The sequence below is a fragment of the Mitsuaria sp. CC2 genome (genome assembly GCF_048957715.1).
Taxonomy (GTDB): Bacteria; Pseudomonadota; Gammaproteobacteria; order Burkholderiales; family Burkholderiaceae_C; genus Roseateles.
In genome coordinates this window covers 163857-189075 of record NZ_JARVXN010000019.1, presented here as the reverse complement: position 1 = coordinate 189075, position 25219 = coordinate 163857, and the positions used below count along the sequence as shown (strand labels likewise).

25 protein-coding genes and 1 pseudogene are annotated in these 25219 nt (G+C 68.6%); 16 read left to right on the top strand and 10 right to left on the bottom strand.

Translation table 11 applies throughout. The features are described from left to right. Positions 1-21: 21 nt before the first annotated feature. A complete protein-coding gene (locus tag PV762_RS15040) occupies positions 22-963 on the top strand; it encodes a pseudouridine synthase (RefSeq protein ID WP_421035820.1) in 942 nt (313 codons plus the stop codon). A 117-nt stretch (positions 964-1080) separates the two neighbouring features. Here the strand turns inward: PV762_RS15040 and PV762_RS15035 are convergent. After that, positions 1081-1275, bottom strand: a pseudogene (locus PV762_RS15035) (6,7-dimethyl-8-ribityllumazine synthase); the annotation flags it as partial. A 162-nt stretch (positions 1276-1437) separates the two neighbouring features. Then, positions 1438-1719, bottom strand: coding sequence for a hypothetical protein (locus PV762_RS15030; protein WP_421035819.1), 282 nt, complete (start codon positions 1717-1719; stop codon positions 1438-1440). Positions 1720-1867: 148 nt separating this feature from the next. Between PV762_RS15030 and PV762_RS15025 the strand changes: the two genes are divergently transcribed. Next, entirely contained in the window at positions 1868-3190 is a 1323-nt protein-coding gene (locus PV762_RS15025) for a diguanylate cyclase (RefSeq protein WP_421035818.1), read from the top strand. A gap of 14 nt (positions 3191-3204) precedes the next feature. Here PV762_RS15025 and PV762_RS15020 read toward each other — a convergent pair whose 3' ends face one another. Together PV762_RS15020 and PV762_RS15015 are read right to left on the bottom strand one after the other, a co-directional pair. Next, positions 3205-4023: an HDOD domain-containing protein gene (locus PV762_RS15020; protein ID WP_421035817.1), complete on the bottom strand. Its 819-nt coding sequence runs from the start codon at positions 4021-4023 to the stop codon at positions 3205-3207. A 136-nt stretch (positions 4024-4159) separates the two neighbouring features. Next, on the bottom strand, positions 4160-4921 hold the full coding sequence (locus PV762_RS15015) for a sulfite exporter TauE/SafE family protein (protein ID WP_421035816.1): 762 nt from the start codon (positions 4919-4921) through the stop codon (positions 4160-4162). A gap of 583 nt (positions 4922-5504) precedes the next feature. Between PV762_RS15015 and PV762_RS15010 the strand changes: the two genes are divergently transcribed. From PV762_RS15010 to PV762_RS14995, 4 genes are read left to right on the top strand one after another with little or no spacing between them, the layout of a single operon-like run. After that, complete coding sequence (locus PV762_RS15010) at positions 5505-6152, top strand: RNA polymerase sigma factor (RefSeq protein ID WP_421035815.1); 648 nt, start codon at positions 5505-5507, stop codon at positions 6150-6152. Then, positions 6149-6652: a hypothetical protein gene (locus PV762_RS15005; RefSeq protein WP_421035814.1), complete on the top strand. Its 504-nt coding sequence runs from the start codon at positions 6149-6151 to the stop codon at positions 6650-6652. Before PV762_RS15010 ends, PV762_RS15005 begins: the two co-directional genes overlap by 4 nt. Positions 6653-6698: 46 nt before the next feature. Next, complete coding sequence (locus PV762_RS15000; protein WP_421035813.1) at positions 6699-7889, top strand: hypothetical protein; 1191 nt, start codon at positions 6699-6701, stop codon at positions 7887-7889. Between the two features lie 36 nt (positions 7890-7925). After that, positions 7926-10262 (top strand): DEAD/DEAH box helicase, encoded by a 2337-nt coding sequence (locus PV762_RS14995; protein ID WP_421035812.1) that lies wholly within the window; start codon positions 7926-7928, stop codon positions 10260-10262. Between the two features lie 69 nt (positions 10263-10331). Here the strand turns inward: PV762_RS14995 and PV762_RS14990 are convergent, their stop codons facing one another. Next, positions 10332-10496 carry a hypothetical protein gene (locus tag PV762_RS14990; RefSeq protein ID WP_157522821.1) on the bottom strand — a complete coding sequence of 55 codons (165 nt, stop codon included), beginning with the start codon at positions 10494-10496 and terminating at the stop codon, positions 10332-10334. A 221-nt stretch (positions 10497-10717) separates the two neighbouring features. Here PV762_RS14990 and PV762_RS14985 point away from each other — a divergent pair, with 221 nt between their 5' ends. Continuing rightward, positions 10718-11128 carry a thioredoxin family protein gene (locus tag PV762_RS14985; protein WP_421035811.1) on the top strand — a complete coding sequence of 137 codons (411 nt, stop codon included), beginning with the start codon at positions 10718-10720 and terminating at the stop codon, positions 11126-11128. Between the two features lie 34 nt (positions 11129-11162). Here PV762_RS14985 and PV762_RS14980 read toward each other — a convergent pair whose 3' ends face one another. Beyond that, positions 11163-11975 carry a glycosyl transferase gene (locus PV762_RS14980; RefSeq protein WP_421035810.1) on the bottom strand — a complete coding sequence of 271 codons (813 nt, stop codon included), beginning with the start codon at positions 11973-11975 and terminating at the stop codon, positions 11163-11165. A gap of 199 nt (positions 11976-12174) precedes the next feature. On the opposite strand from PV762_RS14980, the gene PV762_RS14975 reads away from it, so the two are divergent. The 4 genes from PV762_RS14975 to PV762_RS14960 are packed head-to-tail and all read left to right on the top strand — an operon-like array spanning position 12175 to position 15913. Further along, on the top strand, positions 12175-13089 hold the full coding sequence (locus PV762_RS14975; RefSeq protein ID WP_421035809.1) for a TauD/TfdA dioxygenase family protein: 915 nt from the start codon (positions 12175-12177) through the stop codon (positions 13087-13089). Further along, positions 13086-14108, top strand: coding sequence for an ABC transporter substrate-binding protein (locus tag PV762_RS14970; protein ID WP_421035808.1), 1023 nt, complete (start codon positions 13086-13088; stop codon positions 14106-14108). Before PV762_RS14975 ends, PV762_RS14970 begins: the two co-directional genes overlap by 4 nt. A gap of 2 nt (positions 14109-14110) precedes the next feature. Beyond that, positions 14111-15007 carry an ABC transporter ATP-binding protein gene (locus PV762_RS14965; protein WP_421035807.1) on the top strand — a complete coding sequence of 299 codons (897 nt, stop codon included), beginning with the start codon at positions 14111-14113 and terminating at the stop codon, positions 15005-15007. A 15-nt stretch (positions 15008-15022) separates the two neighbouring features. Then, positions 15023-15913 carry an ABC transporter permease gene (locus PV762_RS14960; RefSeq protein ID WP_421035806.1) on the top strand — a complete coding sequence of 297 codons (891 nt, stop codon included), beginning with the start codon at positions 15023-15025 and terminating at the stop codon, positions 15911-15913. On the opposite strand, the gene PV762_RS14955 is transcribed toward PV762_RS14960, so the two are convergent. The 4 genes from PV762_RS14955 to PV762_RS14940 form a co-directional block, all read right to left on the bottom strand. Then, positions 15888-16322 (bottom strand): type II toxin-antitoxin system VapC family toxin, encoded by a 435-nt coding sequence (locus PV762_RS14955; protein WP_421035805.1) that lies wholly within the window; start codon positions 16320-16322, stop codon positions 15888-15890. The genes PV762_RS14960 and PV762_RS14955 overlap by 26 nt on opposite strands. A gap of 311 nt (positions 16323-16633) precedes the next feature. Further along, complete coding sequence (locus tag PV762_RS14950; RefSeq protein WP_421035804.1) at positions 16634-17428, bottom strand: amino acid ABC transporter permease; 795 nt, start codon at positions 17426-17428, stop codon at positions 16634-16636. A 39-nt stretch (positions 17429-17467) separates the two neighbouring features. Then, on the bottom strand, positions 17468-18169 hold the full coding sequence (locus PV762_RS14945) for an amino acid ABC transporter permease (protein ID WP_421035803.1): 702 nt from the start codon (positions 18167-18169) through the stop codon (positions 17468-17470). A 94-nt stretch (positions 18170-18263) separates the two neighbouring features. Further along, entirely contained in the window at positions 18264-19100 is an 837-nt protein-coding gene (locus PV762_RS14940; RefSeq protein WP_421035802.1) for an ABC transporter substrate-binding protein, read from the bottom strand. A gap of 183 nt (positions 19101-19283) precedes the next feature. Between PV762_RS14940 and PV762_RS14935 the strand changes: the two genes are divergently transcribed. From PV762_RS14935 to PV762_RS14915, 5 genes are all read left to right on the top strand, one after another. Next, positions 19284-20306, top strand: a complete 1023-nt coding sequence (locus PV762_RS14935; RefSeq protein ID WP_421035801.1) for an isopenicillin N synthase family dioxygenase — start codon at positions 19284-19286, stop codon at positions 20304-20306. 215 nt (positions 20307-20521) lie between these two features. Next, on the top strand, positions 20522-21928 hold the full coding sequence (locus PV762_RS14930) for a pyridoxal-phosphate dependent enzyme (RefSeq protein WP_421035800.1): 1407 nt from the start codon (positions 20522-20524) through the stop codon (positions 21926-21928). After that, on the top strand, positions 21925-23130 hold the full coding sequence (locus PV762_RS14925; RefSeq protein WP_421035799.1) for a trans-sulfuration enzyme family protein: 1206 nt from the start codon (positions 21925-21927) through the stop codon (positions 23128-23130). Before PV762_RS14930 ends, PV762_RS14925 begins: the two co-directional genes overlap by 4 nt. A 287-nt stretch (positions 23131-23417) precedes the next feature. Continuing rightward, the gene (locus PV762_RS14920) at positions 23418-24356 is read left to right on the top strand and encodes a LysR family transcriptional regulator (RefSeq protein ID WP_421035798.1); all 939 of its coding nucleotides are present in this window, start codon (positions 23418-23420) and stop codon (positions 24354-24356) included. A 117-nt stretch (positions 24357-24473) separates the two neighbouring features. Next, positions 24474-25187, top strand: a complete 714-nt coding sequence (locus PV762_RS14915; protein WP_421035797.1) for a Bax inhibitor-1/YccA family protein — start codon at positions 24474-24476, stop codon at positions 25185-25187. Positions 25188-25219: the final 32 nt, after the last annotated feature.

The window sequence follows — 25219 nt, the reverse complement described above, 5'->3', positions numbered from 1 at the left end:
GCGCTGAAGCAGGGTTCCGACATGGCACGTCCTCCGAAACTCGCCCTGCCGCTGCGCGACGGTGTCGCAGCGAGCGCGCTCGCCTGTCCGCCCGGATCGTGGCCACTCGTCCTGGACTTCCTCGCCGAACGGCTGCCACTGGTCGCCCGGGACGACTGGGCCGCGCGCATGTCACGCGGCGATGTGCTCGACGACGCTGGCGCGACGCTGACGCCTGAGGCGCCTTATCGTGCGCAGCGTCGCCTGTACTACTGGCGCTGGCTGGAGGACGAGCCGCAGGTGCCTTTCGAGGCCCGCATCCTGCACCTCGACGACCACCTGCTCGTCGCCGACAAGCCGCATTTCCTGCCGGTCACGCCGAAGGGCCGCTACGTGCAGCAGACCTTGCTCACGCGCCTGCGCCGCGAGACGGGCCTGGTCGATCTGAGTCCGGTGCATCGCCTCGATCGCGAGACGGCGGGGCTGACCTTGTTCTCGGTGCAGCCGGCCACGCGCGACGCGTATCAGCGGCTGTTCCGCGATCGCGCCGTGGAGAAGGTCTACGAAGCCATCGCGCCGTGGCGCGACGAGCTCGGCGCACGGCTGCCCTTCGAGTACGAGAGTCGATTGGAAGAACACCCCGTCGACTTCATGCAGATGTGCACCGTCGATGTCGAAGGTGCCGTGCCGAATGCGCGCACGCGCGTCGCGCTGATCGAGCGTCTCGGCGTCGATCGTGCGCGCTACGAGCTGCGCCCACACAGCGGCGTGAAGCATCAGCTTCGAGCGCAGCTGTGCGCGCTGGGTCTGCCCATCGAGGGCGACCGCATCTATCCGGTGCTGCAGCCCGTGGAGGACGCCGTGGACTTCACGCGTCCGCTGCAGTTGCTCGCACGCGAGATCGCCTTCACCGATCCGGTGACCGGCCAACCGCGGAGGTTTGTGACCTCGCTTCGACTGGCCGCCGCAGCCACGCGCTTGTAACGCGCGCCACGGATCTCCCTGGGACCGGAACCGGGTGGGAGGTTCGCGGACGCGCGGCCTCCTACCCGGTGCAGGGCCGCGCTTGACGACGGCACGCGGGCGCCGCCGCATCAATGCTCAAGCGCTCAGCGCATCCAGCTTTCGCAAGGCCTCTAGCGTCGCCCGGCAGGCGTGGGCGAGCTCGGTGCCCTTGGTCGCGAGGTGCTCATGGAAGAACCCGTGGTGCGTTGCGTGCTCATGGAACGCCAGGGGCGTGAGCACCGCCGAGAACACCGGCACGCCAGTGTCGAGCTGCACCCGCATGTGACCGTCGGCCCTGGCTTCTCACCAGGTCTGCTGACCCCGGCACCACCAGGGCGGGGCGGGCGGGGCGGGCGGGGCGGGCGGATTCTAGGTTTCAGAACCCGACCTGGAGGGCGGCGCTCAGCATGTCCCCACGGTTGCGGTAGGTGTTCCCCCAGAGGTAGGCCGCCGTCAGTTCCGCGTGCCCGCCGAGGTCGAACCTGACAACCGGACCGGCTCGCCACGACTTCGGCTCGGCAGCAGTTCGGTGCTCCACCGCGAGTTCACGCCATAGCGCAGGCCGATCTCGGGCCACAGCGTCGGCGCCTCGTCCGGCGGATCGACGTGCCAGTAGCGCAGATCGAGCGTGGACTGACCGGCCTCGCTGTAAGGACGCACGAGGTAGTACCCCGGATCGGCGCAGACCGCGCCCGCCATGGACAGCAGCCAGACGGCCGCCGTCATTCGTTTCATCGTCTCCCCCTGGTGGGTGTCGGCCGTGCTGGGCCCCCTCCGGCTTGGAGTTTCCCCGGGGAAACGAGCGAACACGGCTCGGCACAATGGGCTGACGATGACTTGACGGTGTATAGCGCGACTTCCGTCGCATGCTCGGCATCCACGCATGATCCAGAAAGCCATCCGCCTCTCGGTGGGCGCCCGCCCGCTGCTGGCGCTGTTCGTGTTCGGACTGCTGCTGGTCGCGTTGTCCAGCGGCTGGCAGTTGCGCGAGACCACGCAGCGGCGCGCCGCGGAGGCCGACGCCGACTTGAGCGCCATCCCGCTCCTGTACGCGGGGCCTCTGGCCTACAGCTTCCAGCAACGCCTCGAGCGCCCCGAAGCACTGCACGGCCTGCTGCACCACATCCTCACCCGCCACAACCTGCGCCGCGTCGAACTTCGCACGCACGACGGCCAGCAGTTCCGCGCCCTCTCCGACGACGACGGCGAACCGGGTCCCAGCGCCGAGTTCTCGCTCGCCGGCAGCGGGGAACTGCGTTTGCAGGCCTCGGCCTCCACCGTCGGCGACACACTGCGACGCGATCCGCTGCTGCGATCCGCGCTGATCCATCTCCTGCTGGCGACGGCCCTGGGCCTGATCGCCGCGCTCATGCTGGACCGCTGGCTGCTGCGGCAGTTGAGCCACCTGTCAGCGCAGGCCAGCCGCTTCGATCCGACGCTGCCGCCGCAGTCCCTGACCTGGCTCGAACCCGGCGAGCCGCGGCCTCGCGAGCTGCTGCAGTTGGAGCAGGCGCTCGACCATGTCCGGACCTCGCTCGGCGACGAGTTGCATCGCGAGCAATCGCGCGGACGCGAGTTGCGGGAGGAGATCGCCCGCCAGCACCGCGCGCTGCAGCAGGCGGAGCGGTCCCTGGAGGCGAAGCGGCGCGAACTCGCGTCGATGGAGCGTCACGACCCGCTCACCGGCATCGCCAACCGGCGGGAGTTCGATGCCGCCCTGCGGCGCGAGTTCAAGCGCGCCCAGCGCGATCAGGGGAGGCTGGCGCTGGCCATCCTCGACGTCGACCACCTCAAGCCGTTCAACGAGCGCCACGGGCGCAGCGCCGGCGATGAGGTGCTGCGCCGGCTGGCACGGCTGCTCGCCGAGCACTTCCAGCGCGACACCGACCTGGTGGCCCGCCTCGGCGGCGAAGAATTCGCGGTGCTGCTGCCGGGTTTCGACATCGACTCGGCGCAGGCGCTGATGGAGTCGCTGAGAGAGGCTTGGCGCGCCCTGGCGGTGCCTCATGACGCACTGCCGGGTGGGCCATCGGGTGGGCTGTCGGTCGAACCGTCGGACGGCTGCATTGTGACGATCAGCGCCGGCCTGGCGGCGTCACAGCCGGGTCATCCGTATCTCAGCCCGCAGGCCTTGCTGCAGGCGGCAGACGAGGCGCTCTACCTCGCCAAGCACATGGGGCGCGACCGGCTCTGCATCGCGTCCTGAGCGGCGGGCTATCCTCAGCGACCCCGGGTCTCCGCCTGCTGCAGCTGTTCCTCGACACGGCGCGCGGCGCGCAGCATCAGCGTCTCGTCGAGCTGGGCCTGAGGCGCGATCTCCATCACCGTCTCGTCGAGCGCTTCCGGCTTGTTCATCAGCGTCCACGCGACCAGCGAGATCGCGCCCACGCCGCGGCGCTGCATCGCCTCCGGCATCTCCAGCTCATGCTGCAACTGCACGTGGTAGCGCACGCTGGCGACAGCGGCCGGCGCCAGGCCCCAGCTCTCGCACAAGGCCGCGCCCAGCGCGTCGTGGCTGACGCCGAAGGCGGTGTGCTCCAGCTGGACCAGTTCCTTGTCGCTGCTGGTCGCGCGCAGCATCGCGGGATAGTGCCCCGGCGCATGGCGGTAGAGCACCGCCTTGCCGCACTCCTCGAACAGGCCCGCCGAGTGCGCCGCCCACGGGTCGACGCCCAGCATCTGGCCCATCCGGCCCATCAGCAGCCCGCGCTTGGCGGCGCGGGTCCAGACCGGTTCGAGCTCGACGGCCGGCGGGAAGGCCGCGCGCAGGCCCATCTCGAAGGTGATGGCGGCGACCTCGCGCATGCCCAGGTAGGTCAGCGCCTGGTGCACCGTCTGCACCCGGCCGCGCAAGCCGTACAGCGAGGAGTTGACCGCCTTCAGCACGGCGGCCGCCAGGGCCATGTCGGTTTCCACCAGGCCGGAGACGGCTTGCAGGTCGATGTCCTCGTCGGCCATCAGCAGCGAGAGCTTGACCAGCACGTCGGGCTGGGTGGGGATCTCGATATCCAGCGCGCGGAGTTGAGGATCGACAGGCATGGTGATCAGCGGTTGTTTGGACGGATGGTAGCCCGGGCGATGGGCCGCCGGCATCCCGCCTTTGGCGGAAAGCGATGGTGGTGTTGTTCGGAGGGCGTCTGGCGTTCCTGCGGAGCGGCCCGCGACGTCCACGGGATCAGCGCAGGAAGGCGTCGTAACCGGTCTTGAGGATGAGCAGCGACACCACGACGACGAACATGCCGCGCACGAAGCCCGCGCCCTTGGCCAGCGCCAGGCGGGTGCCCACCACGCTGCCGACGACGTTGGCCACCGCCATCACCGCCGCGACGTGCCACCAGACGTGCCCCTTGCTGGCGAACAGCACGAGCGCCGCGAAGTTGGTCGCCGTGTTCATCAGCTTGGCGGTGGCGGACGCGTGCAGGAAGTCGAAACCCAGCAGACGCACGAACAGGAAGACGAAGAAGCTGCCGGTGCCCGGCCCGAAGAAGCCGTCGTAGAACCCGATCGTCAGGCCGATGGCGCTGGCCATGAACGTCTGCGTCGCGGCCTCGTGGCGCGGTGCGTGGTGCCGGCCCAGGTCCTTCTTCGCCAGCGTGTACAGCAGCACGCCCAGCAGGATCACCGGCAGCGCCTTGCGCAGGCCGCTCGGATCCATCTGCGTCACGGCCCAGGCGCCGGCGAAGCTGCCGGCCAGGGCGGCGGCGGCGGCCGGCATCAGCGCCAGCCACGGCAAGCTCACGCGCTTGGCATATTGGTGGGTGGCCCAGGCCGTCCCCCAGATGGACGCACCCTTGTTGGTGCCGAAGAGGGTGGCCGGCGCGGCATTCGGATAGACGCTGAACAGCGCGGGCACCAGGATCAGCCCGCCGCCGCCCACCACGGCGTCGACGAAACCGGCCAGGAGCGACGCCACGGCCGCGGTCAACAACTCGATCATCTGCAAGGACTCGCAAGGGCGGCCCCGGGGCCGCGGATACGGGCCGAGAACGATCGCGGGATGCGCGCAAAACCAGGCCACGAAAACAAAACGGGCACCTGATTCAGGTGCCCGCGAATTGTGACAGTGTCACTGTTATTCGTTGGTGTTGGTTTGATCTGTTTGTCTCCTCAGCCCCCGTAGGCAACCCCCTTGGTGCCGGCTTGTCGCCGGCGCGGGACGGGTGTCGCGTCGAGTGGGGTGGATGCTAGGACCGGGTCCCCATGCACGCACTTGGGGTTTTCACCCGGCGCATGCACCAAGTTGGAACGGTTTGCCTGCGCTCACTTTCGCAAAACCGCTTTGAAAATGGCGCTTGGCGAAGATCGCACGGTGCACGGTTCTCGCCATTCGGGCGAAGGTCGCCCGGTGTGGCGTGGAAGTGTCATGCCCCTGAAACACGGGGGGGAGGCGCTCGGCTCCTGGAGGGGCCCTGCGGGCGACACGGTCGAACCACAAATTCTTCTGTGCGAGCCGGGAACTTTCCGGACCGCTCGCGCAATACGTTCAACATGCCCACCACGCAACGCACGTCGAACGCCCGATGAGCTTCTGGACCCGCCTGGCTGGCCGCGCCCGCCCCGATCCTGCCGATGCCAACGCCGCCGCCAGCGAAGCGCTCGTCCGCCGGCTGCGCCAGGGCGACGCGAGCGCGCTGGAGCTGCTGTACCGCAGCGAGTCGCCCGGCGTCTACCGCTACGCGCTGGCGCTGTGCGGCCAGTCCGACTGGGCGGCGGACGCGATGCAGGAGGCCTTCGTCCAGTTCGCCGGACGGCCCGAGGGTTGGGATGCGGGCAGAGGGCCGCTGGGCGCCTACCTCGCCGGCGTGGCACGGCATCACCTGCTGGCCCGCTGGCGGGACCTGCCGGTCGCTCATGACGAGGACGCGGAGGATCTCCACCACGATCCTGCCGATGCGCCCGAGCAGCAACTGGTGCGCGCGCGGGACCAGGCCCGCGTGTGGGCTGCGCTGCAGACGCTGCCCTGGACCTTCCGTGAAGCCGTCGTGCTGGTCGATCTGCAGGAGCGGGCCTATGCCGAAGCCGCCCGCATCGCCGGCGTCGAACTCAACACGCTGCGCACCCGTCTCCACCGGGGCCGGGCGCGCCTGCTGGCCGCGTTGAAGGACGAGTCCACGCCCTTGCCGTCCGCCCCGGTGGACGCGATCGAACGCTCATCGAAGTCCGCATGATGAAGACCACCGACACCTCCCCGCCCCGCTCCGCGCGCCTGGCCGACTGGCTCTGGGCCGTGGCCCAGGACCTGCGCCAGCGCACACCGCCGGTCGAGCGCGATGACGCGGTGCTGCTCGTCATGCGGCAGCAGTTCGCCGCCCGCCAGAAGGCGGCCAGGGCCGGCCGCTGGAGATGGGCGCTCGCCGGTCCGGCCTTGTGCGCCTCGGTGCTGGTCGCCTGCGTCTGGCTGCTCGGTTCCGCGCCGCCGGGGGAATCGGGCGCCACCGTCATGGGCAATCCAGGCAGCGGCTTCATCGTCCTCGTGTCCGCCGATCGCTGGGCCGCCTTCGAGAAGGCCGGGACCGGCAACGCCTGGCTGGTTCCCGCGGAAGTCCCGCGCGAGCGCCTCGCGTTGCTGGGCCTGCCCTACGACCCCGCCGACGCGGCCGCGCCCGTGCGCGCCGAGTTGCTGGTGCACGCCTCGGGCGATGTGCTCGCGATGCGCGTCATGCCCTGATCGATCCGGCAACCACGACGACCTGCTTCCCTCCCTGGAGACCGCCATGAAGACTTCCCTCACCACCCTCGCCCTGGCGCTCGCCGCCATCGCGGTCCAGGCCCAGCCCGCCGCGCCTGCGTCGCCGGATCCGGATGCCCGGCCGGCGCCGCCCGCGCCTCCCGTGATGCCCGCCGTCGTCCCGCCGGTTCCGCCTGTTCCACCGGTGCCTGACGTCGCCGAGCTGATCGCAGAATCCGGCGTCGCGATGCACATCCTCAGCACGGAACGCGTCGTCAAGGGCGCGCCCTACTGCGCCCAGGCCGTGCATGAAACCGTCCAGCCGCTGGCCGACGGCAATCGCATCGTCCATCAGCAGACCAGCCAGCTGTGCCGCGACGGCGAAGGCCGGACGCGCCAGGAAGTCGAACGCCAGGGGCGCAAGGTGGTCTACCTCCGCGATGCCGTCAGCGGCGAGAACTGGCTGCTCGATCCGGAGCGCAAGACCGCGCGTTATCTCGGCGGCGGGCGCGCGGACGCCGAGGCCCAGCGCGAGTACGGCGAACGCATGCGCGAGTACCAGGAGAAGATGCGCGACTACAACGACAAGATGCGCGAGTACGGCCGGAAGATGCGCGACTGGGCGCGCGAGAACTTCGGCCGGAGCGAGACGACGCCGCGGGTCGAGGCGGCCCGGCCCCCCGCCGCACCAGTCGCGCCGGCGGCGCCGACGGTTCACGTCAACCCGCGCATCGCGACGCCGGTCGTGATTGCCCCCGGCGAAACCGGTCAGGAGGTCCGCGTGATCCGCGTCGAGACACCGCCGGGTTCCCTGGGTCCGCTGGCGCCGATGTCGCCCCTGCCCCCGGCCGTGGCGATGCGGATCGAGCCGCTGATCCTCAACGGCCAGCTCAGCGGCCAGGACGGGCAGCCGGACAACCTGCCGCCCAAGGAGATCGACGGACTCAAGGTCACCGGCGGACGCACGACGCGCACGATTCCCGCGGGCAAGATCGGCAATGAGAAGCCGATCGTGATCTCGCGAGAGGTCTGGACGTCGCCCGAGCTCAAGGTCACCGTCAGCGTCCAGACGAAGGATCCCCGCAGCGGTGAACAGAACTACCAGCTGCGCCACATCCGCCGCGCCGAACCCGAGGCTGCGTTGATGCGCGTGCCGGCGGATTTTGCGAAGACAGGTCTGCCCAAGCCGCGCACGCCGAAGGAGGGCAAGCCCGCCCGGGAGAGCAAGGAGGGTTGATCGGGCGGGTCGGCGTCGCATCGACAATGGCCGCCGATGACCGCGCCGCCTTCCCCGCTCCCTCCGAAGCTGATCCTGCAGACGCTCAACCGCGGCGACGGCCTGCTCGGCATGCGGCCGCACGGCAAGCTGGGGCCGCGCGGCGATCGCGTCTCCCTCCTCAGGCTGACGCGCTGGCCCGCGGATCCGTCGTCGCTGGAACAGTGGCAGGCGCTGCCGCTGCATCCGGTGGATGTCGAGATGCTGCAGTGGCGCGACGCCTCCTTCGGCCGGGGCCTGACCCCGAGCTGGACGCTGGAACAGGAAGACCTCTTCCCCGACTTCGCGGCCGACGACGTGCCCCGGCTCCGCAAGCTCGGCTGGGAGATCGAGTTCCTGCCCGGGTTCGCCCACCACAGCGTCGCGATCGACGCGTGGTCGCTGGAGATCCAGCCGGAAGGCGATGAGCCGGTGGACGTCCAGACCGCCATCGCGCCAGCGTCCGGCGCGGGCGACCGCCTGCCCACCCTCGCGCTGTCGCGCCGCAAGGGCTCGTGGATGCTCAGCCTGGGCGTGACGGTGCAAGGCCAGCGGGTCGACCTCGCGCCGATGATCTGGGACCTGTTGCGCAAGGACCGCCGCTGGCTCTACGCCGACGCGATCGCGGGGATCGATGACGACGCCATCATCGGCCTGAAAGCGCCCGGTGGCCGTCGGCTGCATTCGACGGCGGCGCCGCTGAAGCGGCTGATGCTCAACCTGCTGGACGTCCTGGTCGCGCAACGCTCACGGCGCGGGCCGGTGAAGCTCACGGCCTGGGAAGCGGCGCGGCTGGCGGCGCTCGATGTGCCGGACAGCCGCTGGCAGGTCTTCGGCGCCGACGAGTTGCGGACGATGTGGGAGCGCCTGCGCGATGCCGGCCCGCCGCCGCCGTCCGCCGCGCCGGGAGGCCTCGGCATCACGCTGCGCCCCTATCAGCTGCAAGGCCTGGCCTGGCTCCAGTACCTGGCGCGTCAGGAACTCGGCGGCATCCTGGCCGACGACATGGGCCTGGGCAAGACGGCGCAGGCGCTGGCGCATCTGCTGGTCGAGAAGCAGGCCGGGCGCTTGACGGCGCCGGCGCTGGTCGTCGCGCCGACCTCGCTGATCTTCAACTGGACGCAGGAGGCCGCGCGCGTCGCACCCGACCTGCGCGTGGCCACCCTGTCCGACCCGTCCGAGCGGGCGCAGGTGATGAAGCGTCTCGGCGACATCGACCTGCTGCTGTGCAGCTACGGCCTGGCGTGGCGCGAGGTGCGGACGCTCGCCAAGCCGAGGTTCTCCGTGCTGGTGCTGGACGAAGCGCAGGCGGTGAAGAACCCACGCTCCAGGGCGGCGCGCGCACTGCGACGGCTCCAGGCGAACCAGCGGCTCGTGCTCACCGGCACGCCGCTCGAGAACCACCTGGGGGAACTCTGGACGCAGTTCGACTTCCTGATGCCGGGCTATCTCGGCGAGTCACGTGCGTTCGCGCGGCACTGGCGCAAGCCGATCGAACAGACCGGCGACGCCCGCCGCGCCCGGGAACTGGCCTCCCGCGTGCGGCCGTTCATTCTTCGTCGCCTGAAGGAGGAGGTCGCCAAGGACCTGCCGCCGATGACGGTCCTCACCCAGCGCATCCCCCTTCAGGGGCGTCAACGCCAGCTGTACGAAAGCGTCCGGATCGGCGCCGACCACCTGGTGCGGCGGCTGTTGAAGGACTCGGAGATCTTCGGCACGGGCTTGATGTCAGTGCTGGACGCGATGTTGAAGCTGCGACAGGTGTGCTGCGATCCGCGGCTGGTGCCGGGCATTTCGCTCCCTCACGGGATGGAAGCCGCCAAGCTGGAATGGATCCGGGAGAAGGTGCCCGAGATGATCGCCCAGGGGCGGACGATCCTGATCTTTTCCCAGTTCACCGGCATGCTGGACCTGATCGAGGCCGCGATGGTCGACCTGCGGATGCCGCTGATGAAGCTGACCGGCGAGACGCCCGAAGGCAAGCGCGGCGAGGTGGTGAGGCGCTTCCAGGCGGGCGAGGCACCGCTGATGCTGGTCAGCCTGAAGGCGGGCGGCGTGGGACTGACGCTGACAGCGGCGGACACCGTCATCCAGGTGGATCCATGGTGGAACCCGGCCGTCGACGCGCAGGCGCATGCGCGGGCGCACCGGATCGGTCAGACGCGGCCGGTGTTCGTCCATCAACTGGCGATCGAGGGCTCGATCGAGGAGCGGATGCTGGAACTGCAGGCCCGCAAGCGGGCTTTGGCGGATGGCCTGCTGGGGCGCGATGGCGGGGAGCGTCTGGAGAAGTTCAGCGCCGACGAGATCGACCGGCTGCTGGCGCCCTTGCAGTCACCGGACGACGAGGACTGAAAGGCCTCATCGGATTTGGGCGGATCCTGGCGGGGCCGCCGCCCGGAATCGGGGCGGCTCCGCTCGGGATCAGCGCTTGCGGTCGAAGCGCAGGGCGCGCGCGACGCTGCGGCGGTCGCAGCCCAGGCTGGCAACTTCAAAGGCTTCGTGTTTGCGGCCCTTGTCGTGCTGCGCCAGTTCCGGCATCGGCAGGCGGCGGGGCTGGGATTCGGTGCGGGTTTGGGACTTCATCATGGTCGGGGACCTTCTTGGCTTTCAGCGGCTTGGAGCGGGGGAAGACCGCTTGCAATCACCGCTTTGTGCCAGCTAACGCCGGTCATTGGTGGGCCGTTGACAGCCTCCTCACAAATCTGCACAAAGCTCGCGCCATCGTCACGCCACAGGCACCCATTCGGTGCATTGGACGTATTGCGAACAGATTCATGGCGAGGGCAACTCCGCTAAGCTCCGGGCCCATGTCCACCCTGTCGTCCTCGCCGCCCCCGTCCGCTCCCGCGTCCGAGGGGTCCTCCGACCTGCTGGTCGCCTGCCTGTGTGCCGCCTGGTGCCGGACCTGCGACACCTATCGGGAGGACTTCGCCGCGCTCCGCCAGCAGCATCCCGCCGCCCGCTTCCTGTGGGTGGACATCGAGGACGATTCAGAGCTGGTCGACGACCTGGAGGTCGAGACCTTCCCGACGCTCCTGATCGGCCAGGGCGAACGGGTGTGCTTCATCGGTCCCGTGCTGCCGGGGCCGGCCGCGGCACAGCGCCTGATCCAGGCCGCCCAGGACAATCCGGCGATGTCCGCCGCCAGTCCCCATGCGCCGGCCGGCACGGCGGCCGCGGCGCAGTCGCTGCTGTCGCGCCTTCGGCAGTCCTGCTGAGCCGTCGGCGGATCCCCGGGTCAGAGAACCCGGGTCATTCCACCCAGTGCTGCGCTACCCAGGGCGGCGGCAGCACGAAGCTGCGCAGGTGGCGCCAGCGATGCTTCACGCCGCCGGCGAAGGCCGCCCGGAAATGGTCCCAGGGCTTTTCATGCGGCGGGTCCTGCGTGTTCCAGCGGCCGAGCAGCACGTCGGCCGGGTTCGGGCCGCCGGGGAAGGTCACGATGCGCGCGCCCGCGGGCAGCCGCGCCGGCTTGAAGTAGCGCAGCGGGAACGGCGGCAGGCAGTGCAGGCGGAAATGCCGCGTCCACAGATGCGGCCAGAACTTGATGCCGCCCGGCACCGAGGCGGTGACCCAGTGCTGCTCGAAGCCGTGCTTGTCCGCGACACCCTGCGGGTTGGCGCGGAAGTTCTCGATGATGTGCGGGTACTTGCCCACCGGGAAGCGGAACACCGAGGTCTGACCCAGGCGCTGCATCGGCTTGGCCCAGTTGCGGGCCAGGATCACGTCCTCCGGATTGCCGTGCGAGAAGTAGCCGTCGATGTTGTCGACGATCACCGAATCCAGGTCGACAAACAGCACCGGGCCCGACAGGCCGGTCTTCTCGCCCATGTCGGCGCTCCACATCACCAGCTTGCGCCACTTGCCCATGGACTTCTTGGGCCATTCGCAGCCCAGCTCAGGCAGGTCGTAGGCATCCACCTCGGGGCGCAGGCCCTCGGCGTTGTCGGTCAGGCAGACCAGGCGGAACTCGCCGGTGATGTGCCGGCGCAGCATGCCGTACAGGCGGTTGACGTACTCCGGACCGTAGGCGGTTCCCCACTTCACGCAGATGACTTGTTTCACGTGGCTCCCGCTCCTCTGCTGGCTTTGATTGCTCTGTCGATTCCCCTTTGACATAGGGAAGGGCGTCACTATACGCATGGCCATGTAACTGAAGTGCAAACGGGAGATTCCCGCGGTGGGCACCTTATTCAGATTGCGCACTTGGACATGCCGTCAGCTTCGTTCCGGCGAGGAGGGCGGATGCCTAGAGTCGGCAGGCATGACAGCCCTCGCCCCGCCCCTTGCCGCTGCGATGCCGGCCTCGGCCGCGGCGCCGTCGCAGCACTTCAAGGTCCACGCCTTCGATGAGCCGCTTGGCGCCGAAGTCGTGGGACTGGACCTGACGCAGCCGCTGAACGACGCCGACTTCGCCCGCCTGCACCGCGCGCATCTGGACCACCACGTGCTGGTGTTCCGCGACCAGCGCATCACGCCGGCGCAACACATCGCGTTCAGTCGCCGCTGGGGACCGCTCCAGATCCATGTGCTGCGCAACTTCCAGTTGGCCGGCCACCCTGAGATCCTGCAGGTGTCGAACGTGCGGGATGCGCAGGGTCAGCCGGTCGGACTCGGCGATGCCGGGCAGTACTGGCATTCGGACCTCTCGTACAAGGAGCGCCCCAGCCTGGGCTCGCTGCTGCACGCGCAGGAGCTGCCAGCGGAAGGCGGCGACACGCTGTTCGCCAACCAGCATCACGCCTACGACGGGCTGCCGTTGGCGCTGAAGACGGCGATCGCCGGCAAGCGCGCGGAGCACAGCTACCTCGCGAAATACGAGGAACTGCGCGCGCGCAATCCATGGCGCCCGAAGCTGACGCCCGAGCAGATCGCCGAAGTCAAGCCGGCCTCGCAGCCGATCGTGCGCACGCATCCGGAGACGGGGCGTCGTGCGCTCTTCGTCAGCGAGCACTTCACGACACGCGTCCTCGACGTGCCCGAGGACGAAAGCCGCGACCTGCTCGCGCAGCTCTTCGAGCACAGCAGCCGCAAGAGCATCGTGTATCGGCACCGGTGGCTGCCCCATGACCTCGTGTTCTGGGACAACCGCTCGCTGCTCCACCTGGCCACCGGCTGCCCGGACCATCTGCGCCGACACCTCTACCGCACCACCATCGAAGGCGACCTTCCCGCATGACAGCCGACCGCCCCGCTCTCCTGAAATCCCTGCTCACGGGCGCGCTGGCGGCCGGGCTGTCGGTGTCGGCCCTTTCCGCGCACGCGGAAGGCAGGATCCGCATCGCCGAGCAGTTCGGCATCGTCTATCTGCTGCTGAACGTCGCGCAGGACCAGCAGCTCATCGAGAAGCACGGCAAGGCCGCGGGCGTCGACATCCAGGTCGAACGCGTGCAGCTCTCCGGCGGCCCGGCGATCAACGAGGCGCTGTTGTCCGGCAGCATCGACATCGCCGGCGCGGGCGTCGGCCCACTCCTGACCTTGTGGGACAAGACGCAGGGCAAGCAGAACGTGCGAGGCATCGCGTCGCTTGGCAACTTCCCCTACTACCTCACGAGCAGCAATCCGGCCGTCAAGACCATCGCCGACTTCGGCGACAAGGACCGCATCGCGCTGCCGGCGGTGGGTGTCTCGGTGCAGTCGCGCATCCTGCAGCTGGCGTCGGCCAAGCGCTGGGGCGACGCACAGTTCAACAAGCTCGACCGGCTGCAGGTCGCGCTGCCGCATCCCGAAGCGACGGCGGCGCTGATCAAGGGCGGCACCGAGATCAACGCGCACTTCGGCAATCCGCCGTTCCAGGAGCAGGGGCTGACGGGCAACCCGAACGTCCACATCGTGCTGAACAGCTACGAGGTGCTGGGCGGTCCGGCGTCGGCGACGGTGCTGTACACGACGGAGAAGTTCCGGCGCGACAACCCGAAGACCTACAAGGCCTTCGTCGGCGCGCTGGCCGAGGCGGCGGACTTCATCACGAAGAACCCGGAGCGCTCGGCGGACATCTACATCAGGAACGAGAACTCGAAGGTGCCCAAGGAGTTGCTGGTGAAGGTGATCAGGAACCCGGAGGTGCAGTTCAAGATCACGCCGCAGAACACCTTCGCGCTGGCGTCGTTCATGCATCGCGTCGGCGCGATCAAGAACAAGCCGGCGTCGGCGAAGGATTACTTCTTCGACGACCCGCACAACGCGGACGGCAGCTGAGCATGAGCGTGGTGCTGCAGCCCCTCGAAGCGATAGACGCAACTCGTGCGCTCGACGCGGCACCTGCCTGCGAGGCATGCGGCGACCGGGGCGGTCTCCCGCAGGAGCGGCAGGCGCGCTTGCGCGTCGACGGCGTGAGCCTCGACTACAAGAGCGATCGCGGCGTGGTCCGCGCCACGCATCGCGTCGGATTCGACGTGCTGCCGTCGGAGCGCTTCGTGCTGCTCGGCGCGTCGGGCTGCGGCAAGTCTTCGCTGCTGAAGGCGGTCGGCGGTTTCGTCACGCCGGCGGAAGGACGCATCCTCGTCGACGGCCAGCCGGTGAACGGACCCGGGCCCGACCGCATCGCGGTGTTCCAGGAGTTCGATCAGCTGCCGCCGTGGAAGACGGTGCTGGAGAACGTCGCGTTCCCGTTGATCGCGTCGGGAACGACGTCGCGCAAGCAGGCGCTGGAACGGGCACGTGATTGGCTGTCGCGCGTGGGCTTGAGCGACTTCGCGTCGGCGTATCCGCATCAGCTGTCCGGCGGGATGAAGCAGCGGGTCGCCATCGCGCGTGCATTGGCGATGAAGCCGCGCGTGCTGTTGATGGATGAGCCGTTTGCGGCGCTCGACGCGCTGACGCGCCGCCGCATGCAGGACGAGCTGCTCGCGCTGTGGGAGCAGGAGCGCTTCACGCTGCTTTTCGTGACCCATTCGATCGAGGAAGCGCTGATCGTCGGGCACCGTGTGCTGGTGCTGTCGCCGCATCCGGGCCGGGTGCGGGCGGAGCTGAACGCGCAAGGTCTGACACCGGCACAGCGTGCCGCGCAGGCGCAGCGCATCGAGCATCTGCTCTTCGGCGATGAGCCGACCGCGGAATCGACCGTTGCGGCGACTGCCTCCGCCGCCGTGCTCTGAACTGAGGATTCACCGATGACCGTCACCGTGCTGCCGACGCAGCGGCCGTTCGATCCGCCCCTGCGCGCCGAGCGCGAGGAAACGCTCGCCGACTACGTGCCCGTGCAGGTGGTATCGACGCCGCTCTGGCGTCGCGCACTGGATTCGAGCGCGTGGCGCCAAGCCGCGTTGCTGGCGTTGCTGGCCACGCTCTGGGAAGTCGCTGCGCGCGCGGCGGACAACGATCTGCTGTTCCCCTCGTTCGTCTCCGCGGCACGAGCGCTGTGGGAAGGCTTGTACGGCGGCGAACTGCTGGTGCGCGCGGGGATCTCGCTGAAGCTGCTGCTGCAGGGCTACGCGCTGGGGGTGGTGCTCGCGCTCGGACTGACCGCGCTGGCGACCTCGTCGCGCTGGGGCCGGGACTTGCTGGCCAGCCTGACGGCGATGTTCAACCCGTTGCCGGCGATCGCCTTGCTGCCGCTGGCGCTGCTGTGGTTCGGACTGGGCTCGGGGAGCCTGATCTTCGTGCTCGTGCACGCGGTGCTGTGGCCGTTGGCCCTGGCGGCCTCGGCGGGCTTCTCGTCCGTGCCGGAGACGCTGCGCATGGCAGGTCGCAATTACGGCCTCACGGGACCGCGCTATGTCGCACAGATCCTGCTGCCGGCAGCATTGCCGTCGATCTTGTCAGGGCTGCGCGTCGGCTGGGCCTTTGCGTGGCGGACGCTGATCGCCGCCGAGCTTTTCTTCGGTGCCTCATCGGGCCAAGGCGGTCTGGGCTGGTACATCTTCCAGAACCGCAACGAACTGCAGACCGATCGGGTCTTCGCAGGCCTGGCCTTGGTCATCCTGATCGGATGGCTCGTCGAGCGCCTCGTCTTCAGCACCATCGAGAAGGCGACGGTCACGCGGTGGGGCATGCAGCGGTGAGTTCGCCCTGACTCGTCCGATCAGTTCTCGCGGGCGGGACTTCATGGGCAATACCCAGCTGCCTGGCCACGGCCGCCAGACTCTTGTCGGACGCCCACAACCTCGCCCCAGGCGTCTTCAAGGTCGACATCAGCAATGACATGTCGACGAGACCACAACCTTTTCCAAAGATCTCCTCGTCTTCAATCAGGCGGATGACCTCGTTCACGCTGACCGGCGCGCTTTGGTCCAGTTCGTCCAGGGTGGAAAGGGCATTGCCTCGCGGCTGCGGCAACGAGCCGCAGCGCAACTCACCGATGATCATCGGGTGGGCAAGCACGACGTCCGCCTCAAGCAGCGCCAGCAACGCAGGATTGCGACGTCGGAAATGGTCGATCCAGACAGAAGTATCGACAACGACCCTCCTCATTCCCAGCCCTCCGGAACGCTCAGGGGAGGACGACGGCGAGGCACATCGGGGAGATCGGGAGCGGTTCCTCCCATGTCTGCAAGCCTGAACTGAGCTTGGCGGGCAATGAATGCGCGGAGTGCTGCGTTGATGAGATCGCGCTCCTCGACGGGCTGGTCGGCGACGGCGAGGGCGCGTTGGTAGAGCGCTTGATCGAACACGGTCTTCCTTTCCGAGAATCGCTCCGAGGCGTTGTCGCTGAAACCGATTCAGTGACTCGATGAACACATCGGGTTGCGAAGTCGCTAGGTTGATCTCATCGCCCTCTGCCGTCACTGACTGGTTCTTGTGTTCCTCGCCAGCGCGCTCACTGGATTCCGTAGTCCGCCTCGCATGAATGCGTAGACGCGGTCGAGCGCCGAGGGCGCGGTGACAGGTGTTGCGCGTTGGCGGTTGCTTCTCCGCTCCACCGCGTGCGCGAGGCGCGACAGCCCGAAGCACATCCCGAAGTAGCATCCGGCCAGCATTCCGTAGACCGCCACCGGCTGCACCAGCACCTGCGCGTTGACCTGGCCGGCGATGAAGGACAGCTCCGACAGCCCGATGATCGTGCCGAGCGAGGTCTCCTTGATCGTCGACGCGAACTGGTTGACCAGCGAGGGCAGCATGTGGCGCAACGCCTGCGGCAGCAGCACCAGCCGCAAGGACTGACCCCGCGACATGCCCAGCGCCTCGGCGGCCAGGCGCTGGCCGGAAGGCAGCGACTGCAGGCCGGTGCGCACGATCTCGGCCAGGTAGGCGGCATCGAAGATCACCAGCGCCGCCAGCATCGTGTTGAACTGGTCCGTCTTGTGGCCGGTCACCGCCGGCAGGAAGAAGTAGGCCCAGAACACCACCATCAGCAGCGGGGTGCCGCGCACGACGTAGACCAGCGCGGTCACCGGCCAGCGCAGCCAGGCGCGGCGGCTCACGCGGGCGACGCCGAGCAGCACGCCCAGCGGCAGCGCGAGCAGCAGCCCCAGCGTCGCCAGCACCACTGTCAGCGCCAGTCCGCCCAGGGGTCCGTTCGGGTACTGCCCTACCAGCACGTAGAGCCAGTAGGTGTCGATCATTTCGGCGATGCTCATCGCGATCCGCTCCGGGTGTTCCAGGTCATCACGACCGCCTCAATGCCCGGCCGGCCGCACCGGATACCGGCGCTGGTACAGCACGCCCGCGCCGGTGATCAGCATCGACACGCCCAGGTAGGTCGCCGTCGCCATCGCGAAGGTTTCGAAGCCGCGGAAGGTCGCGGACTCCACGCGCTGCGCCTGGTACATGAGTTCGGCGGCGCCGACGACCGTCGCGATGCTGGTGTTCTTCCAGAGATTCAGTGTCTGCGAGATCAAGGGTGGGACTGTCGCCCGCAGCGCCTGCGGCAGCACGACCCAGCGCACCGAACCGGCGAAGCGCAGGCCCATCGACTTCGCCGCTTCCCATTGCCCGGGCGGCACCGAACGCAGCCCGGAGCGCACGTCCTCGGCCATGAACGCCGCCGTGTAGACGGCCAGTGCGGCGAGCGCCGCTGCCGCCTCGACGTTGCCGGCGTAGAGCCAGGCTTTCACCCCGTCGGGCAGCAACTCTGGCACCGCGAAATACCAGAACAGCATGTGCGCCAGCAGCGGCACATTGCGCACGGCTTCGACATAGGTCCAGGCCAGCGCGCGCAACGGCGGAAACGGCGCCAGACGGGCGAGCGCGATCAGCGTGCCCAGCGGCAACGCGATCACCAGCGCAAGCACCGTCAGCGTCAGCGACAGCCGCACGCCGGCCAGCAGCCAGTCGAGGAACTGCCCTTGCAGCAGCACCGAGAAATCGAGATGAGGCATGGAATCGACGCTTCCCACAATCAACAACGCCCCGGCCAAAGCCGGGGCGTGCTCGCATCGGATGACAAGGTAGATCAGTTCATCTGGGTCGTGCTCAGCCCTCCACTTGGTCGCTATCGATCTTGAAACTGCGCGTCTGGAACTTCAGACGCGTAGACGGTCCGTACCACTTGTTGAACAGCTGCTCGGCGGTGCCGTTGGCCTCGAGCTCGCGCAGCGCGCCGTCCACTTGCGCCTTCAATTTGGTCTCGCCCTTGCGCAGGCCCAGCGCCAGCGGTTCGACGCTGAGGTTGGCCGACAGGATCTCGTACTGCGACGCCGCCGGGCCGAGCTTGGCGTACTGGTCGAGCAGCGACACCTCGTCGTTGACGAACGCCACGCCCTTGCCCTGCTGCAGCGCCTGGAAGGCCTGCGGTCCGGTGTCGAAGGTGACGACGTCCACCGACGGCACGGCCTTGCGGACGTTGGGTTCCTGGGTGCCGCCCTTGATGGTCACGACCTTCTTGCCGGCCAGCTGGTTCAGCGCCTTGATGCCGCTGTCCTTCCTGACCAGCACCTTCTGGCCGGTGACGAAGGTGGTCAGCGAGAAGTCGATCACCGCCTCGCGTTCCTTGTTGTGCGTGAGGCTCGCGGCCAGCACGTCCACGTGGCCCTGCTGCAGCTCGGGGATGCGCGCGGCGACCGCCAGCTGTTTCAGGCGCAGCTTCACGCCGAGCTTCTGCGCGACCGCATTCGCCAGGTCGACCTCGTAGCCGACGATCTCGCGCGTCTTCGGGTCGATGAAGCTGTTGGGCTCGTCGGTGCCGAGCACGCCCACCACGAGCTCGCCCTTCTTCTTGATGTCGTCCAGCTGGTCCGCATGGGCGATGCCCAGCATGGCGGCCGAGGTGGCGATCACGAGCAGGGCGCGGCGGGTCACGTTCAGGGTCATGGCGGTGGTGTCCTTCTTTGGGAGCTGTGGAGCGGTGGAGCGTTGGTTCACGATGGACATCAGCTTAGGAACCACGGCCTTCACGCGGAACGAACGGTTGGGCATATGCATGCGCGGCTTTCGCACGTCCCGTTCTGCGTCCCCTTCGTCGACGCGGACTCGCGCTTGCGGCATGCTCAGGCCATGAGCCTCCTCCACGACCGCGTGCCCGTCATCGACATCTCCGGTCTGCACGATCCGGCGAGTGCCGATCCGGCCTCGCCCGGCGGTCATCGCGCGGCCCTCCAGATCGGCGAGGCCTGCCGCGCGCACGGCTTCTTCTACGTGAGCCATCACGGCGTCGACCCCGCGCTGATCGAGCGGCTCGACCGACTGGCGCGTGTGTTCTTCGCGCTGCCCGAAGCACAGAAGCAACGCTGGCCGATGGGCGACGGCGGGCGCGCCTGGCGCGGCTACTTCAGCGCCGGCGGCGAGCTGACCTCGGGACGGCCGGACTGGAAGGAAGGGCTCTATCTGGGTGCCGAACTGCCGCCGGAGGATCCGCGCGTGCTCGCCGGCACGCCGCTGCACGGCGCCAACCTCTGGCCCGACGTGCCGGGATTGAGGGACACGGTGCTCGAGTACCTCGCCGCCGTGACCGCCGTCGGCCAGCGCGTGCTGGGCGGCATCGCGCTCAGCCTCGATCTGCCGCCGGCCTACTTCCTGACGCACGTCACTGCGGATCCGCTGGTGCTGCTGCGGCTCTTCAACTATCCCGTCGTGCCCGACGCGGCCGAGGTCGACGCGCCGTGGGGCGTCGGCGAGCGCACCGACTACGGCCTGCTCACGCTGCTCTACCAGGACGACAGCGGCGGCCTGGAAGTCCACGGCCGCCGCGGCTGGATCGAGGCGCCGCCGCTGCCCGGCACCTTCGTCTGCAACATCGGCGACATGCTGGACCGCATGACCGCCGGGCTCTACCGCAGCACGCCGCATCGCGTGAAGCTCAACCGCGGCGCGCACGATCGTTTGTCCGTGCCGTTGTTCCTCGACCCGTCCTTCACCAGCCGCGTCCAGCCGATCCCCGGCCTGCCGCCGGCCGAGGACGACAGCGCGTCGCGCTGGGACGCCAGCAACCTTCACGTCTTCGCCGGCACCTACGGCGAATACCTGATGGGCAAGGTCGGCAAGGTGTTCCCGGAACTCGGCGCGTCGGTGCTTCCGTGATCGTCCCGATGTGATCGCCGGGTCACACCCTGCCCCCACAGCCGTCCCGCCATGACCGACCCTGGCCGCTCATGCCATCCGCGGATAAGCTGCTGCGACAACCGCGCTTGGAGGCCATCGCCTCCAGCAGATAACCTACGCGGTTTGCCCGCGCCCGGCACCACCCCCGCCGGTCGCGTCGCCCGACCATCCCACCAGGATCACAAGGAGCGCCCATGAGTGCCAAGGAGACCTCTTCCATCCCCGTGCAGCAGCCGCCTGAAAGGCCCGCCGTGCTGGACCTGATCGGCAACACGCCGCTGGTCCCCGTGCACCGGCTCGACACCGGCCCCTGCCAGCTGTTCCTGAAGCTCGAATCGCAGAACCCCGGCGGCTCGATCAAGGACCGCATCGGCCTGTCGATGATCGAGGCCGCCGAGCGCGACGGCCTGCTGCCGCCCGGCGGCACCGTCGTCGAGGCGACCGCCGGCAACACCGGTCTCGGGCTCGCGCTGGTCGCGCGGGCGAAGGGCTACCGCGTCGTGCTGGTGGTGCCGGACAAGATGTCCGCAGAGAAGGTGCTGCAGCTCAAGGCGCTGGGCGCCGAGGTCCACATCACGCGCTCCGACGTGGGCAAGGGCCATCCCGACTACTACCAGGACCGCGCCGCGCGCCTGGTCCAGGACATCCCCGGCGCCTGGTACGCCGACCAGTTCAACAACCCCAACAACCCGCTCGCCCACGAGACCACGACCGGTCCGGAGATCTGGCAGCAGGTCGGCCATCGCATCGACGCGATGGTCTGCGGCGTGGGCTCCGGCGGCACGATCACCGGGCTGTCGCGCTTCTTTGCGAAGGTGCGCCCGGGGCTCGACATGGTGCTCGCCGATCCGGCGGGTTCCATCCTGAAGGACTTCATCGAGACCGGCAGCTTCGGCGAGGCCGGCTCCTGGGCCGTCGAGGGCATCGGCGAGGACTTCATCCCGCCGATCGCCGACCTGAGCGGCGTGCGTCGCGCGTACTCGATCACCGATGAGGAAAGCTTCGCGACCGCGCGCGACCTGTACCGCGCCGAAGGCATCCTGGCGGGCTCCTCGACCGGCACGCTGCTGGCCGCGGCGCTGAAGTACTGCCGCGCGCAGACCACGCCCAAGCGCGTCGTCACGCTGGTCTGCGACACCGGCACCCGCTACCTGTCCAAGGTCTACAACGACCCGTGGATGTTCGACCAGGGCCTGCTCAAGCGCGCCACCAAGGGCGACCTGCGCGACCTGATCGCGCGCCTGCCCGAGGACGGCGCCGTCATCAGCGTCAGCCCCGAGGACACCCTGGCCACGGCCTTCTCGCGCATGCGCCAGGCCGAGGTGTCGCAGCTGCCGGTGCTGAAGAACGGCAAGCTGGTCGGCCTGCTCGACGAGTCCGACCTGCTCGCCCAGATGCACATGGACGCGCGCCACTTCAAGGACAGCGTGGACAGCGCGATGAGTCATGATGTGCAGACCCTGCCTCCCGGCGCGCCGCTGTCCGACCTGATCGCGCAGCTGCGCAAGGGCCTGGTGGCCGTGATCGCCGACGATCGCGGCTTCCACGGCCTCGTCACCCGTTTCGACCTGTTGAACCACCTGCGAAAGGGCTTGTCATGAGCCACGACTCCGACAACGACAACAAGTACTCCCACGGCGCGGATCTGCGCTTTGACACCCGCGCGATCCACGGCGGCCAGCATCCCGATCCGACGACCGGCGCGGTGATGCCGCCGATCTACGCGACCTCGACCTACCGCCAGCAGAGCCCCGGCGTGCACCAGGGCTACGAGTACGGCCGAACGCACAACCCGACCCGCCAGGCCTATGAGCGCGCGATCGCCAGCCTGGAAGGCGGCGTGCAGGGCTACGCCTTCTCGTCGGGCCTGGCCGCGATGGCCACGATCCTGGACACGCTGGACGCCGGCTCGCACATCGTCGCCGGCGACGACCTCTACGGCGGCAGCTACCGCCTGTTCGAGCGCGTGCGCAAGCGCAGCGCCGGCCTGCAGGTCACCTACGTCGACAGCAGCAAGCCGGAGAACGTCCGCGCCGCGCTGCGTCCCGAGACGAAGATGATCTGGATCGAGACGCCCAGCAACCCGCTGCTGACGCTGACCGACCTGGCCGCCGTCGCGAAGATCGCGCGCGAGCACGGCGCGCTGGCCATCGCCGACAACACCTTCGCCAGCCCCTGGTCGCAGCGTCCGCTGGAACTGGGCTTCGACGCGGTGATGCACTCGGCGACCAAGTACCTGAACGGCCACAGCGACGTGATCTCGGGCGTGGTGGTGGTCGGCGGCGAGCAGCGCCAGGCGGCGCTGCGCGAGCAGCTCGAGTTCCTGCACAACGCCGTCGGCTCGATCGCCGGCCCGTTCGACAGCTTCCTCGCGCTGCGCGGGCTGAAGACGCTGGCGCTGCGCATGGCGCGCCACAACGAGAGCGCGCTGGAACTCGCCGGCTGGCTGGAAGCGCAACCCAAGGTGCGCCGCGTCTATTACCCCGGCCTGGAAAGCCATCCGCAACTCGCGCTGGCCAAGCGCCAGATGCGCGGCGGCGGCGGGATGATCAGCATCCAGCTCGACACCGACCTGGCCGGCGCGCGCCGCTTCCTGGAACGCGTCCAGATCTTCTCGCTGGCGGAAAGCCTGGGCGGCGTCGAGAGCCTGATCTCGCTGCCCGCGCTGATGACCCACGCATCGATTCCGGTCGAGACGCGCAACCGGCTCGGCATCACCGATTCGCTGGTGCGGATCTCCGCCGGCATCGAGGACATCGAAGACCTGCGGGACGACCTGAAGGCGGGTCTCGCCGCCATCTGAGGACGCCGATCCGACGAGTCCTCCGGGACTCCTTGAACGCGCCGGGGCCGGGAGGCCTGCGGCGCGTTCTGCTTTTCCGAACTGCAATCCGCACAAGAAACGAAGTACGACGTGAAGAATGCGTGAAGATGTGCGCGTCAAACGCGCGCTGAACCGAGCCGGCAGGGGCATGGACTCCACCTGACCGGATCGACACGCTGTCGGAAAAACCTTCGCTTGAATCGCCTTAACTTCCGTTTAAGCGAAGTTCGTTATCATCCCGGTTCGTCTTTTTCGGAGGCCCCGCCATGTCCACCCTCAACTACCGTCACCTCCACTACTTCTGGGTCGTCGCCAAGGAGGGCGGCTTCGCCCGGGCGGCCGACCGCCTGGGCATGGCGGTGCAGACGATCAGCGCGCAGGTGCGGGAGCTGGAGCGTTCGCTTGGCCATCAGCTGCTCAAGCCCGAGGGCCGCGGACTGGTGCTGACCGAGGCCGGCCAGGCCGCCTTCGCCAGAGCCGAGGAGATCTTCCAGATCGGCCAGATGGTGCCGAACGAGGTCCACGAGGCCGCCACGCAACGCGTGCAGCGCCTCTCGGTGGGCCTGTCGGACGGCTTGTCGAAGCTGGCCGCGCACGCGCTGCTCGCGCCGGTGCTGGACACCCCGCAGCTGCGCCTGGTCTGCCACGAGGGCGAGGTCGACCAGCTGATCGGCGAACTCGCGCTGCATCACCTGGATCTGGTGCTCACCGACCAGCCGGCCCCCGTCAATCCGACGCTGCGCATCACCAGCCAGCTGCTGGCGAGCACCACCGTCGACTGGTACGGCCCGGCCGAGCTGGTCGAGCGCGCCCGTCGCGCGCCGAACAAGGGCTTCCCGTACGTGCTGGAGACGCTGCCGGTGCTGCTGCCCACGCGCCACGCTTCGCTGCGCTCGGGCCTGGAGCGCTGGTTCGAACAGCACCACATCCGACCGCAGATCGTCGGCGAATTCGAGGACAGCGCCCTGATGAGCGTCTTCGCCGCCCGCGGCCTGGGTGTGTTCCCGGTCAGCCGCCTGGGCGCCGACGACCTGTCGCTGATGGCCGGGCTGCACCTGCTGGGCCAGACCGAAGTGGTCGAGGACGTCCACGCGATCTACTCACGCCGCGGTCAGAACCACCCCCTGGTGGCCAAGCTGCTGGAGCGTCGCGGCACCCCGATCAATCTGCAGGAACTGGAGACGGAAATTGCTTCAGCAAAATGAGTTTTAAGCAGGTTTATTCGATGTGATGGTGGCGTTAAGGTCAGCCCCTCATGCGCGCGCGAGCGCGTTCCCCGTCCAACGGGTTCCACGACTTCCCCAGCTCCAGGAGAACTTCTCATGAGCGACTTCCAACGACAACCGGCGTCCCCCCAGAGCTGGACGCCCGCCACCGCCCACGGCGGCGATTCGGTCTTCACTCAGCGCGCCGACGTGGCGCGCGTGCTGCGCAACACCTACGCGCTGCTGTCGATGACGCTGCTGTTCAGCGCCGCCGTTGCGGCCGCCGCGGTCGCGTACCGGCTGCCCGCGCCGGGCATGATCATCACGCTGATCGGCTACTTCGGCCTGCTGTTCGCGATCCACAAGACGCAGAACAGCGCCGCCTCGGTGCCGCTGGTGTTCGCGCTGACCGGCTTCATGGGCTACACGCTGGGGCCCTTGCTGGGCGCCATCCTGAAGATGTCGGGCGGCGCCAGCATCATCGCCATGGCGATGGGCACCACCGGCGCGACCTTCCTGGTGCTGTCGGCCTACGTGCTGGCGACCAAGAAGGACTTCAGCTTCATGGGCGGCTTCCTGTTCGCCGGCATGATCATCGCGATCCTGGCGTCGCTGGCCAACCTGTTCTTCCAGCTGCCCATGCTGTCGGTGGTGGTCTCGGGCGTCGTCGCGCTGCTCTCGGCGGGCATGATCCTGTTCCACACCAGCATGATCGTGAACGGCGGCGAGCGGAACTACGTGATGGCCACGGTCAGCCTGTTCGTGTCGCTGTTCAACCTGTTCACCAGCCTGCTGAGCATCTTCGGCTTCGCCGGCTCCAGCGACGACTGAACGGCCGCGCCTGAAGTCCTGAGGCATCGAAC

What these genes read in the sequence shown, in the direction of transcription:
- PV762_RS14940 (WP_421035802.1), bottom strand. Translation starts at nt 19,100, where the DNA reads ATGACCCTGAACGTGACCCGCCGCGCCCTGCTCGTGATCGCCACCTCG.
- PV762_RS14955 (WP_421035805.1), bottom strand. Translation starts at nt 16,322, where the DNA reads ATGAGGAGGGTCGTTGTCGATACTTCTGTCTGGATCGACCATTTCCGA.
- PV762_RS15000 (WP_421035813.1), top strand. Translation starts at nt 6,699, where the DNA reads ATGAAGACTTCCCTCACCACCCTCGCCCTGGCGCTCGCCGCCATCGCG.
- PV762_RS14930 (WP_421035800.1), top strand. Translation starts at nt 20,522, where the DNA reads ATGAGTGCCAAGGAGACCTCTTCCATCCCCGTGCAGCAGCCGCCTGAA.
- PV762_RS14965 (WP_421035807.1), top strand. Translation starts at nt 14,111, where the DNA reads ATGAGCGTGGTGCTGCAGCCCCTCGAAGCGATAGACGCAACTCGTGCG.
- PV762_RS14920 (WP_421035798.1), top strand. Translation starts at nt 23,418, where the DNA reads ATGTCCACCCTCAACTACCGTCACCTCCACTACTTCTGGGTCGTCGCC.
- PV762_RS14960 (WP_421035806.1), top strand. Translation starts at nt 15,023, where the DNA reads ATGACCGTCACCGTGCTGCCGACGCAGCGGCCGTTCGATCCGCCCCTG.
- PV762_RS15005 (WP_421035814.1), top strand. Translation starts at nt 6,149, where the DNA reads ATGATGAAGACCACCGACACCTCCCCGCCCCGCTCCGCGCGCCTGGCC.
- PV762_RS14975 (WP_421035809.1), top strand. Translation starts at nt 12,175, where the DNA reads ATGACAGCCCTCGCCCCGCCCCTTGCCGCTGCGATGCCGGCCTCGGCC.
- PV762_RS15030 (WP_421035819.1), bottom strand. Translation starts at nt 1,719, where the DNA reads ATGAAACGAATGACGGCGGCCGTCTGGCTGCTGTCCATGGCGGGCGCG.
- PV762_RS14915 (WP_421035797.1), top strand. Translation starts at nt 24,474, where the DNA reads ATGAGCGACTTCCAACGACAACCGGCGTCCCCCCAGAGCTGGACGCCC.
- PV762_RS14945 (WP_421035803.1), bottom strand. Translation starts at nt 18,169, where the DNA reads ATGCCTCATCTCGATTTCTCGGTGCTGCTGCAAGGGCAGTTCCTCGAC.
- PV762_RS15025 (WP_421035818.1), top strand. Translation starts at nt 1,868, where the DNA reads ATGATCCAGAAAGCCATCCGCCTCTCGGTGGGCGCCCGCCCGCTGCTG.
- PV762_RS15040 (WP_421035820.1), top strand. Translation starts at nt 22, where the DNA reads ATGGCACGTCCTCCGAAACTCGCCCTGCCGCTGCGCGACGGTGTCGCA.
- PV762_RS14985 (WP_421035811.1), top strand. Translation starts at nt 10,718, where the DNA reads ATGTCCACCCTGTCGTCCTCGCCGCCCCCGTCCGCTCCCGCGTCCGAG.
- PV762_RS14925 (WP_421035799.1), top strand. Translation starts at nt 21,925, where the DNA reads ATGAGCCACGACTCCGACAACGACAACAAGTACTCCCACGGCGCGGAT.
- PV762_RS14990 (WP_157522821.1), bottom strand. Translation starts at nt 10,496, where the DNA reads ATGATGAAGTCCCAAACCCGCACCGAATCCCAGCCCCGCCGCCTGCCG.
- PV762_RS14995 (WP_421035812.1), top strand. Translation starts at nt 7,926, where the DNA reads ATGACCGCGCCGCCTTCCCCGCTCCCTCCGAAGCTGATCCTGCAGACG.
- PV762_RS15010 (WP_421035815.1), top strand. Translation starts at nt 5,505, where the DNA reads ATGAGCTTCTGGACCCGCCTGGCTGGCCGCGCCCGCCCCGATCCTGCC.
- PV762_RS15015 (WP_421035816.1), bottom strand. Translation starts at nt 4,921, where the DNA reads ATGATCGAGTTGTTGACCGCGGCCGTGGCGTCGCTCCTGGCCGGTTTC.
- PV762_RS14935 (WP_421035801.1), top strand. Translation starts at nt 19,284, where the DNA reads ATGAGCCTCCTCCACGACCGCGTGCCCGTCATCGACATCTCCGGTCTG.
- PV762_RS14970 (WP_421035808.1), top strand. Translation starts at nt 13,086, where the DNA reads ATGACAGCCGACCGCCCCGCTCTCCTGAAATCCCTGCTCACGGGCGCG.
- PV762_RS15020 (WP_421035817.1), bottom strand. Translation starts at nt 4,023, where the DNA reads ATGCCTGTCGATCCTCAACTCCGCGCGCTGGATATCGAGATCCCCACC.
- PV762_RS14950 (WP_421035804.1), bottom strand. Translation starts at nt 17,428, where the DNA reads ATGAGCATCGCCGAAATGATCGACACCTACTGGCTCTACGTGCTGGTA.